Source organism: Blastocatellia bacterium, from assembly GCA_035275065.1.
GTDB lineage: Bacteria > Acidobacteriota > Blastocatellia > UBA7656 > UBA7656 > DATENM01.
On record DATENM010000134.1, the window covers coordinates 1 to 16,450 of the forward strand.

Annotated in this window: 13 protein-coding genes; 9 read left to right on the plus strand and 4 right to left on the minus strand. The window is 62.3% G+C overall.

Annotation, left to right across the window (positions count from 1 at the left end; all coding sequences use genetic code 11):
* The 5 genes from VJ464_25240 to VJ464_25260 form a co-directional block, all read left to right on the plus strand.
* Positions 1-1,642 (plus strand): DUF1800 domain-containing protein (locus tag VJ464_25240; protein HKQ08450.1); only part of this gene is annotated, 1,642 nt, incomplete at its 5' end.
* A 41-nt stretch (positions 1,643-1,683) separates the two neighbouring features.
* On the plus strand, positions 1,684-2,919 hold the full coding sequence (locus VJ464_25245; protein ID HKQ08451.1) for a Gfo/Idh/MocA family oxidoreductase: 1,236 nt from the start codon (positions 1,684-1,686) through the stop codon (positions 2,917-2,919).
* 3 nt (positions 2,920-2,922) lie between these two features.
* Complete coding sequence (locus tag VJ464_25250; protein HKQ08452.1) at positions 2,923-3,570, plus strand: DUF2238 domain-containing protein; 648 nt, start codon at positions 2,923-2,925, stop codon at positions 3,568-3,570.
* A 79-nt stretch (positions 3,571-3,649) separates the two neighbouring features.
* The gene (locus VJ464_25255; protein ID HKQ08453.1) at positions 3,650-3,916 is read left to right on the plus strand and encodes a hypothetical protein; all 267 of its coding nucleotides are present in this window, start codon (positions 3,650-3,652) and stop codon (positions 3,914-3,916) included.
* Entirely contained in the window at positions 3,913-4,326 is a 414-nt protein-coding gene (locus VJ464_25260; GenBank protein HKQ08454.1) for a hypothetical protein, read from the plus strand. The genes VJ464_25255 and VJ464_25260 overlap by 4 nt, the downstream gene beginning before the upstream one ends.
* Before the next feature lie 24 nt (positions 4,327-4,350).
* On the opposite strand, the gene VJ464_25265 is transcribed toward VJ464_25260, so the two are convergent.
* The 4 genes from VJ464_25265 to VJ464_25280 form a co-directional block, all read right to left on the minus strand.
* Complete coding sequence (locus tag VJ464_25265) at positions 4,351-6,714, minus strand: TonB-dependent receptor (protein ID HKQ08455.1); 2,364 nt, start codon at positions 6,712-6,714, stop codon at positions 4,351-4,353.
* Positions 6,715-6,772: 58 nt separating this feature from the next.
* Positions 6,773-7,789 carry an LLM class flavin-dependent oxidoreductase gene (locus VJ464_25270; protein HKQ08456.1) on the minus strand — a complete coding sequence of 339 codons (1,017 nt, stop codon included), beginning with the start codon at positions 7,787-7,789 and terminating at the stop codon, positions 6,773-6,775.
* Positions 7,789-8,748 carry a hypothetical protein gene (locus VJ464_25275; protein HKQ08457.1) on the minus strand — a complete coding sequence of 320 codons (960 nt, stop codon included), beginning with the start codon at positions 8,746-8,748 and terminating at the stop codon, positions 7,789-7,791. The genes VJ464_25270 and VJ464_25275 overlap by 1 nt, the downstream gene beginning before the upstream one ends.
* A gap of 312 nt (positions 8,749-9,060) precedes the next feature.
* Positions 9,061-9,753: a M23 family metallopeptidase gene (locus VJ464_25280; GenBank protein ID HKQ08458.1), complete on the minus strand. Its 693-nt coding sequence runs from the start codon at positions 9,751-9,753 to the stop codon at positions 9,061-9,063.
* Between the two features lie 309 nt (positions 9,754-10,062).
* Here VJ464_25280 and VJ464_25285 point away from each other — a divergent pair, with 309 nt between their 5' ends.
* From VJ464_25285 to VJ464_25300, 4 genes are all read left to right on the plus strand, one after another.
* Entirely contained in the window at positions 10,063-12,135 is a 2,073-nt protein-coding gene (locus tag VJ464_25285; GenBank protein ID HKQ08459.1) for a PhoH family protein, read from the plus strand.
* Positions 12,136-12,237: 102 nt separating this feature from the next.
* Positions 12,238-14,598 carry an HDIG domain-containing protein gene (locus tag VJ464_25290; protein HKQ08460.1) on the plus strand — a complete coding sequence of 787 codons (2,361 nt, stop codon included), beginning with the start codon at positions 12,238-12,240 and terminating at the stop codon, positions 14,596-14,598.
* The gene (ybeY, locus tag VJ464_25295) at positions 14,588-15,034 is read left to right on the plus strand and encodes an rRNA maturation RNase YbeY (protein ID HKQ08461.1); all 447 of its coding nucleotides are present in this window, start codon (positions 14,588-14,590) and stop codon (positions 15,032-15,034) included. Before VJ464_25290 ends, ybeY begins: the two co-directional genes overlap by 11 nt.
* Before the next feature lie 98 nt (positions 15,035-15,132).
* Positions 15,133-16,443, plus strand: coding sequence for a hemolysin family protein (locus VJ464_25300; protein ID HKQ08462.1), 1,311 nt, complete (start codon positions 15,133-15,135; stop codon positions 16,441-16,443).
* Positions 16,444-16,450 lie beyond the last annotated feature (7 nt).

Consider the following 16,450-nt stretch of genomic DNA (forward strand, 5'->3'; position numbering starts at 1 on the left):
CCGTATGGGGCTCGATAAATTCCTGGACGAGCAGTTGCAACCGGAGGCCATAGACGATTCGGAGTTAGAGAAAAGGCTTGAGGCGCTTCCCACGCAGCAGATGACTTCGTCCGAGCTATACCAGTTTTATCCGCCGCAGCAGGTGGCCGACCAGCGCGCCAACGAAAAGAACCCGCCCCCCGTCTTCGGTCGTCCGCAGCAGGTGATAGGCGAACTCGTCCAGCAGAAACTCGTGCGCGCGGCGTCGAGCAACCGTCAACTGCAGGAGGTGATGACCGATTTCTGGTTCAACCACTTCAACGTCTTTGCGCAGAAGGAAGCCGACCAGTGGTACGTGTCGAGCTATGAGCGCGATGTCATCCGCCCGCGCGCGCTCGGCAAGTTCCGTGACCTGCTGCTGGCGACGGCGCAGAGCCCGGCGATGCTCTTTTATCTCGACAACTGGCTGTCATTCGCGACCGATGCGAAGGAGCCGCGCCCGCCGCGACCGCCCGCGCCCGCAAACGCCAGACCGGCTCTGGGAGCCAATCTCGCGCCAACGCCCGCGCCGGCGATGCCGGCTAACCAGAGTGCCAACCTGGAAGCGCCGGCGATGCAAGCACCAGCTATGCAAGCCCCGCCGCAAGCCAATCCCGCAATGCCCGCCGCTCAGGCCCAGCCGCCGCGCCCGCCGCAACGCAAGCGCGACATCAACGAGAACTATGCGCGCGAGCTGATGGAGCTACACACGCTCGGCGTCGAAGGCGGCTACACGCAGAAAGACGTGCAGGAAGTGGCCCGCTGCCTGACCGGCTGGACGATTGATCGCCCCTACCAGGGTGGCGGCTTCATCTTCCGCCCGTGGATGCATGACACGGGCAGCAAGGTGGTGCTGGGCGTCACGATCCCCGCGGGCGGCGGCATCAGCGATGGGCTGCGCGTCATTGACATTCTGGCGCGCCACCCGGCGACGGCGCGCTTCATCTCGCAGAAGCTCTGCGAGCGGTTCGTCAGCGACCAGCCGCCGGCGGCGCTGGTCGAACGTGTGGCGCAGGTCTTTCTGCGAAGCGATGGCGACATCGGCGAAGTGCTGCGCGCCATCTTCACGTCGCCGGAGTTCAACTCGCCTGCCTGCTTCCGCGCTAAAGTGAAATCGCCGCTTGAGCTGGCGGCGTCGGCCATCCGCGCTCTCGATGGCGACACCAACGGCGGGCCGCCGCTGCACGAATGGCTGCGACGCATGGGCGAGCCGCTTTATCAATATGCGTTCCCGACCGGCTACGGTGAGAATTCGGAGAAGTGGATGAACACCGGCGTCTTCTTCAACCGCATCAACTTTGCGGTGGCGCTGGCGAACAGTCAGATCAGCGGCACGCGCTACGACGCGGCGCGGCTCATCAACGCGACGGCGGGCGACGATGAAGCGATGAATCAGCTCGCGGCGCTGCTCATTCATACGCCGCTCACGGCCGACAGCCGCCGCGTCGTCCGCGAAGCCCTAGCGCAGCCGATGGCGTCGCCACAGGCTCGCCCCGCCGCAAGCGACGGCCATCAGCCGGCCCCTGTGCCGGCCAGCGCCGATAGCAAGAGCGACCCGCGCGCGCGCCACCTGGCACAACTGATCGGCCTGCTGCTCGGCACCACAGAGTTTCAGCGCCGCTAGTCATCAGGCAGAGCAAAAGAAAGAGGAGAGAAAGCGAAATCATGGAGAGACTGGGAGTGGGATTCATCGGCAGCGGGTTTATCACCCGCTTTCACATTCGCTCGTGGGTCGGGGTGCGCGACGCCGACGTGCGCGGCGTTTGGAGCCCGAAGCGGGCGAACGCCGAATCTGCCGCGCAACTGGCGCGCGACCTGCGCGTTGGCGAGGCGCGGGCCTTCGATTCGATTGAAGAGATGGTCGCTTCGCCCGACATTGACGCCATCTGGCTTTGTGGCCCGAATCACACACGGCTCGATAATATGGAGCAGATCGTCCGCGCCCTCGACTCGGGCAAAGGCCGGCTCGCCGGGGTCGCCTGCGAAAAGCCGCTGGCGCGCAACGTCGCCGAGGCGGCGCGCATGGTCGAGATGGTCGAAGGTGCCGGCCTGCTGCATGGCTACCTCGAAGACCAGTTGTTCACGCCGGGCGTCGTGCGCGGCAGGCAGATCGTCTGGGCGCGCGGCGCGGCGACCACAGGGCGGCCTTACCTGGCCCGCGCTGCCGAAGAACACAGCGGCCCGCATATGCCCTGGTTCTGGCAGGGCGAGTTGCAGGGCGGCGGCGTTCTCAACGACATGATGTGTCACAGCGTCGAAGTCGCGCGCTACATGCTGACCGAGCCGGGCAAGCCGCGCAGCAGTCTGCGGCCAACGAAAATCTGGGCGCAGATCGCCTCGTTGAAGTGGAGCCGGCCCGAATACGCGCAGCGCTTGAAAGAGATGATGGGTCCAGAGGTGGATTACCTGACGCGCCCATCGGAAGACTTCGCCCGCGCCACCGTGCATTTTGTTGACGAAGCCAATCGCCCGCTCATCGTCGAAGCGACCACGTCTTGGAGCTATGTCGGCGCCGGCCTGCGCCTGAGCCTGGAGTTGTTAGGGCCGGAGTATTCGTTGTCGCTCAACTCGCTCGATAGCGGCCCTAAGCTCTTCTTCAGCCGCAACGTCGTGGGCAGTGCCGGCGAGGACATCGTCGAAAAGCAGAACGCCGAGCAGGGGTTGATGCCCGTGGTTGCCAACGAAGAGTCGGAATACGGCTACGAAGGCGAGAACCGCTATTTCGCGCAGTGCTTTCTCGAAGGGCGGCAGCCGGAAGAAAACTTCCATGATGGCCTTGAAGTGACCCGGCTGCTGATGGCGGCTTACATGAGCGCCGAGCAAGAGCGCGCCCTCGAATATCCGCCGCCCGATCTCGACCGGTTCATCCCGGCGGTCGCGCGCGGCACATGGAAGCCTTGAGCGATGACGGCTGAGTCGAGAAAGAAAGTTCACCTCGCGCTGCTGGTCAGCTTCCTGGCCATTCTGATCTGGTCAGTGATCGGCCCGAAGGACCGCTTCACATGGTTGCTTGAAACCTTCCCGGCGATGGTCGGCGCGGTGATCTTGCTTGCTACCTATCGCCGCTTCGAGCTGACGACGCTGCTTTACGTCCTCATCTGGGCGCACGCGATTATTCTAGTGGTCGGCGGTCATTACACCTACGCAGAGGTGCCGCTGTTCAACTGGATTCGCGACGCCTTTCATCTGAGCCGCAACCATTACGACCGCGTCGGCCATTTCGCGCAGGGCTTCGTGCCGGCGATGATCGCCCGCGAGTTCCTCTTGCGAAGATCGCCGCTCGAACCCGGCAAGCTGCTCGCCTACATCATCGTGAGCATCTGTCTCGCCATCAGCGCGGCGTACGAGCTGTTAGAGTTCGGCGTCTCTGTGCTGACCGGCAGCGCCGGCGACGCCTTTCTCGGAACCCAAGGCGATGTCTGGGATACGCAAAAAGACATGCTGATGGCGCTGATCGGCTCGATCACGGCCTTGCTGAGCTTAAGCCATTGGCACGACCGCCAGCTCGCGCGCTTCGTTGACCTGCGCGGCAAGCGGCGCGCGGCCGTGTGAATGACGCCTGTCAAATTTGCAGCCTCGGCGTCGCTGCTTGCATAATGGCGGTGTTGCCCTTGCTAATCAGGGAGGTTGATTGATGACATCGAAAACTTTCTCACAGGTGCGCAGCGCGACACTTAAGAAATCGGATCTTTCCAAAGAGCGAGAGTGGTTGCAGAAACATGGCCCTGAGTATGTCGGCGAGTGGGTGGTGCTGAGCGAAGGCCAACTCGTCGGGCATACTGCCGATAGCCATGAAGTTGCCGCCATCGCCGTCAGGGCGCGCGCGCAAGGAATTCATTTCCCCTATATTAAATTCATCAGTGATCAATCAAAGCCGATCTGGATGGGATGGTTATGAGTGCCTGGATACTCGACTTTACCGACCGCCTCACTTACAGCAAGCACGACGAAATTACAATCGAGATTTTTCTTTCCGGTAACTCGTCGATTCCTGTTGCAGTTGCGGCCAAAGTCGACACAGGCAGTAAATTCTGCATCTTTCAACCGCGGTATGCGGTTGTTTTAGGCTTTGATTTGCAGACCGGCCTCAGGCAAAGCATCCGCACTGTTGCTGGCTCCTTCACCGCTTACGGTCACGAGATCACGCTAACCGCTGGCGATATGGAGTGGGATACCATCGTGTACTTCGCCGAGCCAGAGAGTTTTCCGATCAATGTCGTTGGTCGTGTTGGCTTCTTCGATCACCTACAAGTCGGCCTCGTTGATTACGAGCAATTGCTTTACCTCAGTCCTTACAACCCGGCTTAACCTCAACTAAAGTGGCTCTCAATTCTATCGCGCGCCGAAGTGCAGGCGCAGGCCGGCGCGGGCCATCAGCGGCGGCCCTATCGTGCGCACAGGCGTCCGCCCGATGTCGTAACGCTCGTCAGTCAGGTTCTCGAAGGCCGCAAACAGCTCGACGTTGCGCGACAAACGGCGCGAGGCGAACAGGTCGAGCGTGAAGTAACGATCCAGCTTCAATTGATTCTGATCGTCGTCGAACTGTTCGCCGACGGCGCGGCCTTGCAGCGAAACCGTCACCAGCGACGGGTTGTCATAACGCGCCTGAAAAGTCAGTTGATGGCGCGGCGTCTGCGGAATCAATAAGCCTTCGAGCGCGGGGTTCGCCGGGAAGCGCAAGACGGTGGCGTCGGCGAATTGATAACCGCCCGCAATCGCCACGCTGCGCGAAAGGTGCGCGTCGGCCTCGAACTCCACACCCACCGAGCGCGTCCGCCCGAGGTTCTGCCTTTGCCGCGTGATCAACGCCGGCGTCACGCTCAAGGTGACGTTCGCAATCGGGCGCGTCAGCTCGCTCCAAAAGAACGTGCCGCGCACCGCCAGCCGCTCGGCAAGCGTTGAAACGCGAGCGCCCGCTTCGCCGCCCGTCAGCCGCTCGGCGCGCAGATTCACGTTCGCCTGCGTCAACACGTTGCCGACTCGGAATGAACGGTACAGCTCGTTGAGCGTCGGGGCGCGGAAGGCGCGATAGCCCGACGCAAACAACGACACATGCTCACTGGCTTTATAGAGCAGCGACAAGCGCGGGCTGAACGCCGTTTCGATTCGGTCTGTGAACTTCGTCACACTCACCGGGCCGGGCACGGCGAGCGGCCTCGTCGTGGCGAACGCGTCGTAATTGCGCCAGCGGTCGCCGCGCACGCCAACCGTCACTAGAAAGCGCGGCGTGATGCGAATGATGTCCTGGCCAAAGACGCCAACCGTGCGCTCGCGCCCGCCGGCGCTGAGGGCCGAGGTGACACGGCCAGCCACGAACGCCAGCTCGTCGCTGGTGCCGCGCACCTCGCGGGCATCTAGCCCGGCCACGAGCGTCTGCCGCGAGCCGACGACACGCGACCACTGCGACGTGAAGCCGATCTGCTGTGCCGGCACGCGCTGGCTGCGGGTCAGCGATTCGCCCTGACGGTTCGCGGCAATCGCCGTGAAGTTCTGGTCGTAGACCTGCGTGCTGGCATACAGCCGCGCGGCGATTGTGCCGACGCGGTCTGAGCGATAATCCGTGCCGAGCGCCAGTTGACGGATGTGCGTGCGGTTCGGCGTCAGCGGCGTGCCGTTTTCGCGCGACTCACCGAAGAGCGAAGCGCGCGCAAAGATGCGGCCACGGTCTTCAATCAAGCGGTCAAGCCCAAGCTGAAGCGTCGTGTGCTCGCTTGCGGCGCGCGTGTCAACCGGGCCGCGCTCGCGCTCGTCTACAGGGATGTAGCCGTCCGTGTGAAAGGCTTCGGCGGCGATCTGCCCGCTCCATTGAAACAACCGGCCCGCAGTGAACAACGACACATCGGGCGTCTGCAAATTACCGTAAGAGGTTTCCAGCGAGAAGACCGAATCGCGCACGTCGCGCGGCAAAAAGCTGATCACGCCGCCGAGCGCATCCGTGCCATAGAGGCTCGACGTGCCGCCCTGCACGACTTCGACGCGCGACACCGATTCGCGCGGTATGCGGCTCCAGTAGACCCAGCCGCCGAACGGGTCATTGATGGGCAGGCCATCGCTCAACACGACGGCGCGGCTCGCGCCCGATGCGCCGACGCCGCGCAGGCTGACGCCCTGCGACGTTGGGTTCGACGTGCGGCTGCTGGTGCGGCGAAAGAGCGTAAAGCCCGGCACCTGCCTGAGCAGATCGTCGAGCGTCAACGCCGCTGAGGTCGCGAGGTCAGTGGGTGACAACACGATGACGCTCGCCGCTGTGTCGCTCAAACGCGTTTCGGCGCGCTCGGCGGTGACGGTAATTTCTTCGTTGACTGTCGCTGGCGTCAAGGTGATGGCCAGGTTGGTGGCGTCGGCTTGCTGCTGGCTCCAGGTGCGCTGAAACGGCGCAAAGCCGCTGGCGCGAACCGTCAGGATGCCGTCACCCGCGGGCACTTCGTTGAGCGTAAAATGGCCATCGTCGCCGGTGGTTTGTCTTACAGTCGCTTTGCCGACGTTCAGCGCGACTTCGGCCCCGGCGACCGGGTGCTTGTGCTGATCGCTGACCGTGCCGTTGACGGTCAAGCCGGTGGCTAGCGGTGCTTGTCCCGCCAGCGCCGAAAGGCTCTGCGCCAGCATCCACGACAGGCAGAAAAGCCCGGGCAGAAAGCGCGGCCAACGCTTGCCGTGCCCCGCGTCGCTATGCGATATGCCTTCATCCCTCATCATGTTAGTTCCTCGCTTGAGCCTTCGCGTCGTCTATCATCATGAATGTACGAGATGAGCTTTATTGAATAACGCTGGCGGCGAAGCGTTCCATCTCTTCAAGCTGCGGGCTGCATTGCAGCAGCAGCAGGTCAACACCGGCGTCGGCGAACTCGGCAACGCGCTCGCGCACCTGTTCCGGCGTGCCGACCAGGCCGGAGCGCAAGCCGCGATTCGACACCGAGTAATCTTCGAGCGACACCTTACGCTCAAGCTGCGTGCCCGCCAGCCACTGATTGTAATTCCCATAACCGGCAGCCTGGCGCAACGTCGTGATGCGCTCGACTTCACTGCGGGCCTCCGTCTCGCTGTCGCGAACGATGGCGTAAGCGGCGATGCCATACTGCATCGGCGGCAGGCCGAGCCGCTCGCGCCGCGCTTTCATGTCGGCGATCTTCGGGCGGATCATCTCGGGCGGGTCGCCGTGCATCACATAAGCGTCGCAGCGCGAGGCGATCATTTCTTTAGCGGCTTCCGACTCGCCGCCGGCATAGATCGTCGGGCGCGGGCGGGTCAGCGGCTTCGGCTGCATCACCGCGTCGGCAATTTCGTAATAGCGCCCCTTGAACGAAAAGTGATCTTCCTTCCACAAACGATCAACGACTTCGAGCCACTCCGTGGTGCGCGCGTAGCGGTCGTCGTGCTGTTCGAAATGGACGCCGTACTTGCGCGCTTCGTCGGCCCACCACGATGACACGACATTGAGCGACAGGCGACCGCCGCCGCCGATGTGATCGATGTTGGCCGCCTGCTTGGCGAGCAGCGCCGGATTATGAAAGGTCGGGCGCACCGCCACCATCAATTCCAGCCGTCGGGTCACCGCCATGAGCGCCGCCGCCGTTGACCACGCATCGAGCGCCGGCGCGTCTTCGCCCTTGATGTCGTTGAGGTTCAACTCCGCGACCAGCGACAGGTCATAGCCGATCTCTTCGCTGCGCCGCGCCAGGCGGCTGACGTAATCCCAGGTGGCCTGCATCTGCTCGTCTTCGATATTGCGCAGCCAGCCGCCGAAGACCGGCATCCAGTACCCGTATCGCATTAGCGTGCCTCCCGTTCGAGGAAATCCACCAGCCGTACGAATGGATCGAAGCCGATGACGCGTGGGGCGTCGGCGACAAAATTCGACAGGCAGTTGATGTCGTAGAATTTCACGCCGCCGTCGCGGTCGTCAATGAAATACTCGATGCCGCCGACATCTACCTTCGCGGTCTGGGCGATGGCTTCGACCGCCGAGATGATTTCGGCAGGCGGCGTGTAGCCTTCGACCTGCAAACCTGTGCGCGGCGCATCAACGGGACATGCCGAGCGCGCCAGCTCCTGCCCGCCGGTCGTCTGACAGATGGACGCCGGGCAGAGGTTGTAGCTATCGCCCGAGGTATAGATTCGGATGGCGTAGAGATACTTGCCGCCGAGGGTTTCGACGCGGGTGATGAATCCGCCGCGCGCCGGCACGAATTCCTGAACCAGCCCCGTGCCGTCTATGCCGAGGTCGAGCTGTTCGGCTTCGACCGCCATTTCGAGCGCCGCCGCATCGTCAAACCGCACGATCCCCGCGCCGCTGCCGCCGATGTTGGCTTTGACGACGAGCGGGAATTGCAGGCCGCTGGCGGCGCGCGGCGCTTCCGTCGGGTGGCTGATGACCCGGGCTCGCGGATAGCCGAGGCCGAGCTGTTCGAGCAGCATCAACTGCATGGCTTTGCTGGTCTCGTAAGTGAATGCGGTATGGCCGTTGATGACGCGCGTGCCGAGGCGCTCGTAATAGGCCAGCAGGTTGCGCGTGTAGAAGACCGCGCCGCGCGCGCCGCGCAAGTAAGCCGACGGGCTCATGCGATTGAAGAAGAGCGCGTACGGCTTCTCTTTGAGCGACGGGTCGAATTGATGGCGGCGGGCATCGATGCGGACGTAATCTGTGCCGCGCCGGTCAAGCTCGGCAAACAGCGGAAGGAACCAGTTGGGATGCTCATGATAGATGGCTATCGGCAGCGGCGAATCACTCATCGGGTTGATCTCCTGAAAAACAAGAGGCCGCCCCGGTCGAGCGGCCCGTCTGTTAAGATTGCGGCGGCAGCCTGAGAACTTCGCTAAATCGAGCCGTGAATCATCGCTTCAAACGCCAATGATTGCGAAGAAAACCATAGCCCGCGGGGTGGTAAAAGTCAAACACCGCACATCCGACCGGCGGCCCGCGAAGCATCCGCCTTGAGCCTGGAGTGGTTTCCAATTGCGTTTGCCATGTAGCGCAAGGCGGTTAGCTTGCGCATCGCCTAGCGCAAGCTAACCGCCTTGCGCTACTCCCGATTGCAAACCGCTCTATTTGCCGGTGAGAATGGGGAAAGGATTGATGGGCGTGCCGCCGTTCCATTTGCCCGGCGCGGCGGGCTTCGAGATAGCGAAATGCAAATGGTAATTGCCGGCACCGGCGTTGCCCGTGTCGCCGACGTAAGCGATCACCTCGCCGCGCGTCAGCGTCTTGCCTTCGCTGATGTCGTCGGCGTAGCGCTGAAGGTGGGCGTAGTAGTAAACATACAACCCCGACGAATCCAGCTCGTACAGCGTGATGCCGCCCCGGTCGCTGCGAAACAGGCGGACGATCTTACCGTCAGCGGCGGCCAGCACAGGCGTGCCGCCCGCGGCCATAATGTCGAGCGCCTCGTGCGTGCGGCCTTCCGACCGGCCATCATAAAACGAGTCGCGCAGTTGCCCGGCGCCGATGCCTGAGACAGGAATCAACAACCCCCTGGCCCGCAACGCCGCGCCGTCCGCTTCATTGACCAATCCCGGCGCCGGCGTCGAAGCGGCAAAGTCTGTCGCCGGCAGCGTATCATTGGCGACAGCCGCCGGCTTCGCCAGACTGACCGCGGGCGCAGGCGCTGCCGGAGCGTTGCTGCCGGCCGTCACCGGCTCGATCTTCGGCGCAGGCGAGGCCGCGAGCGTGCGCCCCCGCGCATGCGAGCCGGCGCGTGTCGGCGCAAGGTTGAGCAGGACAATTGCGCCGAAGGTCACGCATAGTCCGGCAACCGTTAGCAATATCACCCGCCGTCTGGCTCTTGCATTGATTCGCACCTTAATTCCCCCTTGTCGTGTATTGAACCGAAACGCGCGGCGCGCGGCGACGCCGACACGCTCTATAATTAGAGCAAGTCGTACGCCATGACTCGCAAATTGGCCGCGTTGACACGCCTAGGCGGCTGGTGTAGCGTTGCACGGTGGCGGCGAGCCACTGACCGGCATGTTCTTCTGTATAGCGTGTTATAATAAAGAAGCCAAAAATGGCGCTGAGAAGTCCGCCGCCGCGGCCCGGCGCTTTTTTCTATGGGGGATCAAGCAGACGAATTGAAGAAACTGACCTTACCAGAAGATGCCATCAGGGCGCTGTATGGCCCTTATGACGAAAACATCAAGCACCTCGAAAGCCTCATCCCGGTGCGCCTCACCTTGCGTGGCAACGAGCTGATTATCGAAGGCGAAGCCGAAGACATTGCGGTCGTCGAGCGCATTCTCGAAGACTACGCCGCATTGTTTGAAGAAGGCCGGCGCATGTCGAACGACGATCTGAAGTCGGCCTTCAAGCAGATCGCCGAAGACCGCACTTCGAGCTTGCGCGATTACTTCGTCAAAGCGCGCTTGAATCCTTCGGGCAAGAAGCAGGTGGTGGCGCGCTCGGCCATGCAGCGCCGTTATCTGGAAGCGATTGACAAGTACGACGCCGTCTTCGGAATAGGGCCAGCGGGCACCGGCAAGACGTTTCTCGCCGTCGCCAAGGCGGTCGAGGCGTTGTTCCAGAAGCGCGTCAACCGCATTATCCTGGCGCGGCCCGCGGTCGAGGCGGGCGAAAAGCTCGGCTTTCTGCCGGGCGATTTGCAGGACAAAGTTGATCCCTACCTGCGCCCGCTCTACGACGCGCTCTTCGACCTGGTGGATTACGAGCGCGTCACCAAGCTGCTCGAAAAGCGCGTTATCGAAATCGCGCCGCTGGCTTTCATGAGGGGGCGCGCGGAATCCCTGGATAGTTTGTTGATGACCCCGACCGGTTGGCGCAGGATGGGCGACATTCAAGTCGGCGATCTGGTCATCGGCTCGGACGGCAAGCCGACAGAAGTCCTCGGTGTTTATCCGCAGGGCAAGAAGCCTGTCTATCGTTTAACCATGACCGATGGCGCCAGCGTGGTCGCCTGCGCCGAGCACCTCTGGCAAGTCAAAACGATGGAAGACAAGCGGCGAGATAGGCCGCCGCGCATTCTTCAGACGCAAGAGATGCTTGGCAATCTTCGGCGCCATCATCAATACCGTTACGAGTTGCCTTTGCTCTCCGCGCCGGTTGAATGGGAACCTCAGCCGGTTCCGCTCGATCCGTATGCGCTCGGACTGATGTTGGGCGATGGTTGTATGTCGGGAAAGACTTCGCCGGCGTTTGCGACAGCCGATGACGAATTAGTCTCGTCCTTGAGTTCTTCGTTTGCGGGCATGAGCTTGCAGGTTCGACGCAAGTCCGCGATTGACTATGTGCTGGTCAACCCGCTGGCGGGCAAAGGTGGCAACAAGTTCGCGCCGGTTCGCAATCCGCTCACACAGGCATTGCGCGAGATGAACCTGGAAGGGACCTATTCGTCCACGAAGTTCATCCCCGAAGTGTACCTTTACAACAGCGCCGACGTGCGGATCGCGCTCTTGCAAGGTCTGCTCGACACCGATGGCGGCCCGGTGACGCAAGAAGGCCGAACTTGCCGGATTCAATACACCACCACCTCCGAGCGGCTGAAAGATGACGTGGTCTTCCTGGTGCGCTCGCTCGGCGGCGTCGCTTACTGGCGAAGACGCGAAGCCGAAGGCCGCAAGCCGGGCTTTGCCCACGGTAGAGAAGTTCTCTATCGCAATGACGCCTACGTATTGGACATTCGCCTGCCTGAGCAGATCAAGCCGTTCCGCTTGCAGCGCAAGGCTGATATTTACGAGCGCGGCGGCGGGCGCCCAATGCGCTTCATCAAAAACATCGAGCCCGTCGGCGAAGTCGAAACCCAATGCATCCGCGTCGCCGCTGCTGATTCGCTCTATGTCACAGACGATTTCATTCTGACGCATAACACGCTTGGGGATGCGTTCATCATTCTCGACGAGGCGCAGAACACCACCTCCGAGCAGATGAAGATGTTTTTGACGCGCATCGGCTTCGGCTCGAAGGCGGTGATTACCGGCGACATCACGCAGATCGATCTGCCCGCCGGGCGGCGGTCGGGACTGGTCGAAGTGCAGCGCGTGCTCAAAGACGTTGCCGGCATCGAGTTCATTCACTTCACCGACAGAGACGTGGTGCGCCATCACCTCGTGCAGATGATCGTGCAGGCTTACGACCGCCACACTAAAACGAAGTTCGAGGACAAACTCTAAAATGAGTGACAAGTGACAAGTGACGAGTGACAAGAGATGAGCGGACGAACCCGATCATCTCTCGTTCACTTGTCACTTGTCACTTGTCACTTGTCACTGATTATGGCGAAGGCATCTTCCAGATCGAAGCCGCGCGAGGTCGTCAATGGCGTCAAACGCTTTTCGGCGGGCCTGTCGGATCAGGCGGTCATTGATGCCAGCGTCGGGCTGTTTATCATCGTCGCGCTGTCGATGCTGCTGCTCAGAGATTATCAGCGGCCACTCATCCAACAGCTTCCCGTCGGCAGCGTCGCCGCCGCCGACATCATCGCGCCCGAAGACGTTAAGATCGAAGACACCGCCGAGACCCGGCGGCTGCGCGATCAGGCTGCCGCCTCCGTGCTGCTGGTCTTTGACTTCAATCCCAAGGGCACCCGCGACGCCGTCGCCAGCCTGCAAGAGCTATTTGCCGCCGGGCGCGAAGCCGGGGCCGGCGTTTCGATAGACGACCTGCACGGCCAGATCGAAGAGCGCAGCGGCATCGCGCTTGAGCCCGAGCAGATCGCCGTGCTCGCCCGCCACCGCTTCAGCCCAGAGCTCGAACAACTGATGATCGAGCATCTGGAATCCGTGGCCATGTCGCCGATCATCAGCAGCCGCAGCCAGTTCCGCCGCCTCGGCGCCGTCGCCATTATGCGCCGCGACGTGCGCAGCGATCAGGAGACGGTCGTTAGCGACCTCGGCAGCATTAACGACAAGCTCACGGCGAGCGCCTCGCTGCGCTCGGAGAAGCTCGTCTGGCCCGCCGATTACGAGCCGCGCGAGCGCAAGCTGATGGGCGAAATCCTCGGCTCGCTCATCGTCCCGAACATCGAGTACAACGAAAGCGAAACGCAACATCGCCGCGATGCCGCGCGCGAGCAGATCAAGCCGGTCGTCGCCGCCGCCAAGAAGGGTGAGCCGATTGTGGCGCGCGGCGAGACCGTCAGCCCGGCAAAAGCCTTGCTGCTCGCGGAAGCGGCGCGCACGCGGCCCATCGGTCAGCGCGCCCTGGAATTCGGCGGCACCGTGATCATCGTCATGATGCTGACGCTGGTGCTGTGGCAGTACCTGGTTCGTTATCAGCGCCAACATCTGCGCGTCCGCCGCCACTTCCTGTTGCAAATCGCCTGCTTCGTCATCACGCTGGGCCTCGGGCGGATGTACTTCGCGTTCTCGGCGGCGATGAGCAGTTGGGCGACGAGCGCGCCGTTCAATTCGCCGATTGCTTACAAGTTCCTCGCGCCGATGGCGGTCGGCGCGGTGCTGGTGACGATTCTTACGGACGCCCACGCGGCCTTCGTCTTCTCTGCGCTGCTGACCGTCTTCGTCGGCATGTTTTCGGGCAACGTCTACCTGGCGGCGTTCACGCTGATGTCGAGCGCCGGGGCGATCTATTACCTGAAAGATTGCCGTGACCGCACGGCGCTGGTCTGGGCGGGCTTATGGATCGGCGGCGTCAACGCGACGACGGCGCTGGCGCTCGACCTGCTGGGCGCTAACGAAGCGCGCTTCTGGCTGGTGCTTTTCGACGTGGTCTGCGGCTTTATGGGCGGCGTGCTGGCGACGATGGTGGCGTCGCTGTTGCTGCCGCTGTTCGAGTGGTTGTTCGAGATTACCACGAGCATCAAGCTGCTGGAGCTATCAAACCTCAACCTGCCGTTGTTGAAGCAACTGGCCGAGCGCGCGCCGGGAACCTACCACCACTCGATTATGGTCGGACTGCTGGCCGAAGCCGGGGCCGAAGCCATCGGCGCAGACGCGCTGTTTGCGCGCGTCGCCTGCTACTATCACGACATCGGCAAGAGCGTGCGCCCCACCTACTTCGTCGAAAACCAGACCTACATGGAGAACCGCCACGACCAGTTAGCGCCCAAGATGTCATCGATTGTGCTGGTCAACCATGTTAAGCAAGGTGTCGAGCTGGCCCGCAAGCACAAGCTGCCGCCGCGCATCATCGCCATCATTCCGCAGCACCACGGCACCGGGCTGATGAAATATTTTTACTACAAGGCGCGCAAGCAGATCGGCGATATGGACAATGCGGCGCTTGAGCGCGAGTTCCGCTATCCCGGCCCGAAGCCGCAGACCAGGGAAGCCGCCATCATCATGATCGCCGACTCGGTCGAGGCCGCCGCGCGTACGGTGCAGGAGCCGAACCCCGCGAAGCTGCGCAACATGATCGAGATGATCATCGGCCGCATCCGCGACGACGGCCAGTTCGATGAATGCGACATCACGCAGCGCGAGCTGAAGATAGTCGCCGACAGCTTCGTCAAAGTCTTGATGGGCATTCATCACCACCGCATCGCCTATCCGGGCTATGATTTCAACCGCGCCGGCGCGCCCGCCGTGCTGTCGCAGGTGACGCCCGCCGACGTCGCGGCAGCGACACACAGCGATGCCTTGCCCGTCGCGCCGTTGAAGGAAGCCAGTGGCGATTGAAGTCGTCAACCGACAACGCCTCTGCGCCATTGACGCAGAGCTGATCGCGCGGGTCGCCGCCGCCGCGCTCGAAGCGGCGGGCAGGCGCGCGGCATCGCTCACCGTCGCCTTTGTGCGCGATCCCGCCATTCGCAAAATGAATCGGCAATTCCGAGGCAAAGATTACGCGACCGATGTGTTGTCGTTCCCGGTCGCAAACGCGCAGGACGAAGCGGGCTTCGGCTTATCTGAAGGCGCCGACTTTCTCGGCGACCTGGTGATCGCCACCGATACGGCGCAGCGTCAGGCCAGGGAGGCCGGCCACGCGCTCGCCCGCGAGCTGAGCGAGCTGGTCATCCACGGCACGCTGCACCTTTGCGGGTACGACCACGAAACCGACAACGGCGAGATGAATCGGCTGGAGCTGCGACTGCGGCGCAAACTGCTGAGGACGTGACAAGTGACAAGTGACAAGTGACAAGAGGTGAGGGTGTAAATCCCACTGACCTCTTGTGACTCACTTGTCACTTGTCACTTGTCACTTGTCACTTTCTTATGTTGACTGAGTTAATTGTGACCGGCACGGCGCTCGTGGTGCTGGTCTTTCTTTCGACCATCGAGAGCGCCTATGAATCGCTCAGCGAAGTGGCGCGACGGGTGATGGCCGCCGAGCGTGAAGCGCAGCGGCGCGGACGCTTCTTCAACGAGTTGCTTGAACATCGGCAGCGCTTCGAGCTGATGCTGATTCTCGGCACGCAGCTTTCCATCGCCGCCGTCGCTATCATGGTCGCCGATATGTTGGCGACTGTCGTGGCGCACGGCGTTGTGCCGCTAACGCTCGGCGCGGTCTTTCTGGTCATCGTGCTGTTCCGCCAGTTCGTGCCCCGCTTGCTTGCGCTCAACCACCCCGAAGGCGTGCTGTGGGCGCTGTTGCCGCCCTTCAAACTCTTTTATCGCCTCTTCTCGATCTTTGTCGGCCCGGTCGCCGCGCTGCTTGAGCGCATGCGCAAGCCCGAGCCCGAAGAAGAGCCGAACGCCGAAACGGACGAGGAAGAGAGCTTCGACGAGATTCAGGCTTTCCTTGATGTCGGCGAAGAGGAAGGCATCATCGAAGAGTCGGAGGGCGAGCTGATTCAGTCGATCATCGAATTCCGCGACACCCTGGTTTCTGAGATCATGCGCCCGCGCTTGCAGATGGTGGCCATCGAGGCCACCGCCACCGTCGCCGAAGCCCGCCACCTCATCATCGAATCGAAGCATTCGCGCATTCCCGTCTACGGCGCGCAGATCGATAACATCGAAGGCGTCGTCTACGTTCGCGACCTGCTCGCCTTTTGCGAAGACGACAAGTTCAATCGCCCGGTCACCGAATGCATGCGCCCGGCCTATTGCGTGCCGGAGAGCAAGACGATTCAAGACCTGCTCGAAGACATGCAGAAGGCCAACGTGCAGATCGCCATCGTCATTGACGAGTACGGCGGCGTCGCCGGCCTGGTGACGGTCGAAGACATCATCGAAGAGATCGTCGGCGAAATCGAAGACGAAGACCGCGCCGCCGCCGACACCCAGATCATCCGCAACGAAGACGGCTCGTACCTGATCGATGGCAGCGCCGAGATCAAGAAGGTCGAAGAGTTGTTTCACAAAGAGATCGCGGCGGACGATTTCACGACCGTCGCCGGGCTGCTGATCCGTAAGCTCGGGCGCGTGCCGGCAGCCGGCGAAAAGATCGACTTCGCCGGCATCCAGTTCGAAGTCGTCGAGGCCGACGCGCACCGCGTCAATCGCGTCGGCCTGCGCGAGGTTGACGCCACGACGCCAGCCGGTGAAACTGAAATCCAGGGGCGCGAGCCGGTCGAGGGATAGCCGAGTC